This window comes from Parabacteroides sp. AM58-2XD (assembly GCF_003463685.1).
GTDB lineage: Bacteria > Bacteroidota > Bacteroidia > Bacteroidales > Tannerellaceae > Parabacteroides > Parabacteroides segnis.
In genome coordinates this window covers 1-2,323 of the sequence record NZ_QSDP01000210.1, presented here as the reverse complement: position 1 = coordinate 2,323, position 2,323 = coordinate 1, and the positions used below count along the sequence as shown (strand labels likewise).

At 30.1% G+C, this 2,323-nt stretch carries 4 protein-coding genes; all 4 read right to left on the bottom strand.

Going from position 1 to position 2,323, the window contains the following annotated elements; all coding sequences use genetic code 11:
* The coding region (locus tag DXA15_RS24810; RefSeq protein ID WP_128135821.1) for a glycosyltransferase at positions 1–917 on the bottom strand (917 nt) is incomplete at its 3' end.
* Between the two features lie 5 nt (positions 918–922).
* A complete protein-coding gene (locus tag DXA15_RS24805) occupies positions 923–1,423 on the bottom strand; it encodes a glycosyltransferase (protein ID WP_128135820.1) in 501 nt (166 codons plus the stop codon).
* 1 nt (position 1,424) lies between these two features.
* Positions 1,425–1,736, bottom strand: a complete 312-nt coding sequence (locus DXA15_RS24800) for a hypothetical protein (RefSeq protein WP_128135819.1) — start codon at positions 1,734–1,736, stop codon at positions 1,425–1,427.
* A gap of 34 nt (positions 1,737–1,770) precedes the next feature.
* Complete coding sequence (locus tag DXA15_RS24795) at positions 1,771–2,181, bottom strand: hypothetical protein (RefSeq protein ID WP_128135818.1); 411 nt, start codon at positions 2,179–2,181, stop codon at positions 1,771–1,773.
* Between the last annotated feature and the right edge of the window lie 142 nt (positions 2,182–2,323).

The window sequence follows — 2,323 nt, the reverse complement described above, 5'->3', positions numbered from 1 at the left end:
CCCTTAAGATGTTTTACGATTAATTTAAATCGTAATAATAACATATTAGATATAATTCCAAGTAAAGAAGATGCTATAAGCCAATATACAAGACACATAACACAAACCAATCTAAATATAAGGTTATAACTTGGTTTATAAACAAATCTATGCCAAAAAATGATATGATGTTTAGCTAAAGCATAAACAGCTTTTTGTGTACGTTCATAGCTGGATCCCCCCCCATCTAAATGAAGAATATAAATATTTGATATTCCTCCAATTTTATAACCCAACTTGTAATATTTATAAAAATTAATCTGATCATCAGGCAAGCTAAAACTAGTCAATTCCAACCAGCGTTCTTCCTCAAATTTTATTTTTCTTGCAATTTCAGTCTTCACCAAATAACAAGCACCAGGTGCAGTTTGAGCTTCATACAATAACTCCTTTGAAAAATCAATATGTTCATTATATGACCAACCACCGGCCATGTTTATCCTAGTATAATGCTTTTTTTTATTTATTATCATTGGTATAGCCGAAGCAGTTAAGACACACATTAAAAATGTAGACAATGTGGTTCTAGGAACCATCTCTGGAATAATTGGAAAAGTTACGTCCACATTCTTTTCTACTATGGGTTTAAATAATCTTTCAACCATAGTAGACTCAAATTCCAAATCATCATCCAAGAACAAACAATATTCTGATCTTGCTTCAATTGCTCCCAATGAACGTTGAGAAACAATTCCCTTTTTGCTATAAACATAACGTTCATAACCTAATCTCTCCAGAGGCAAATCATATCCTTCAGCGAGAACTACTAATATTTCTTTAGGTTTAATCGTTTGACTGTCTAAAGATTTTAAAAGTCTCATATACTTGTCTCCTGCCAAACCTAACGTACGAATGACAGCCGAATATTCTAAATTCATAAGCCTTAATATTTATTTAATAGATTAACCCACATTTTCATCACATTATCAAGATGATATCGTTGAGCAGTTAGACGTGCTGAATTCCCCATTGACACTAAAAGTTTTTTATCTTCAATAAGATTTATAATGGCATCAGAGGCTTCAACAATGGAATCATTTTGAATTAAATATCCATCAACACCATCATGAATGATATTTTTAGGTCCATGAGGACAATCAAAACTAACAACAGGTAGACCAACATCCATTGCCTCAATCAATGTCAAGCCAAAACTTTCCGTTTTGGAAGTACAAACATATATGGATGCTTCAGAGAAAATGCTCTGAACTTCGGATGTAATACCCATAAAAAATATATTATTTTGCAACTGTTTCGATTTTATTAATTCTATAAGTTCATCCTTATATATTGGATTACCCTCTCCATAAATTTCAAATCTATATTTTGGATACTTTTTAATAACTAGTTCCGCTATTTCAATAAAGAGTTCAAACCTTTTCACTTTATTCTATTCTACCTACAGTAACTATCTTAGTATAGGATAAATCTGAAATATAAGCAGATCCCTTTGTTGGATTAGGAATTACCTTGATATTTTTTTTATATTTAAAATAGGATAAATCTGAAATATAAGCAGATCCCTTTGTTGGATTAGGAATTACCTTGATATTTTTTTTATATTTAAAATAGCCCACCTCTTGAGGAGTCAAAACTACTACACTATTATAAAAATGTTGAATAAAATCATCTATCCAAACTTTAACACCTCCAGATTTTCTTTGATATTGTGAATCATGGTATTCTCTAACTAACATAGCCTTACCTTTTATAAAAGGTAAAAACCAAAACTCATATCCAAAATTCGGAACAACAATTAGAATCATGGTATTCTCTAACTAACATAGCCTTACCTTTTATAAAAGGTAAAAACCAAAACTCATATCCAAAATTCGGAACAACAATTACATCAGGCTTTATCTTCTTCAGAAAACTAAAAGTTCTAAAAAAATGTCTTGGAACAAGTTTCAAACATCTAAAAGAATAGAGAGACTCACATGTATAATCCACATTATAATTTATATTCAAATCTTCATAATGAACTTTTGGAGATATAGGATAGACAAAAGGTTTATCTCCTTGTTCATAGGTTAACAAATAAACATCATTACCTGTTTCTGCCCAATAATTCAATTTCATAATAGTTACTCTTTCAATTCCACCATGAAGAGCTATTTGGCCTGTCAAATACAATACTCTCATCTTGATATTTTATGTAAAAAACGTAATATAGGGAAAAACTCATCTTGATATTTTATGTAAAAAACGTAATATAGGGAAAAACAACTTTGCATATATAAGAATCATAAATGAAGAACCAAACCATAGTAACTTATGTTGAATA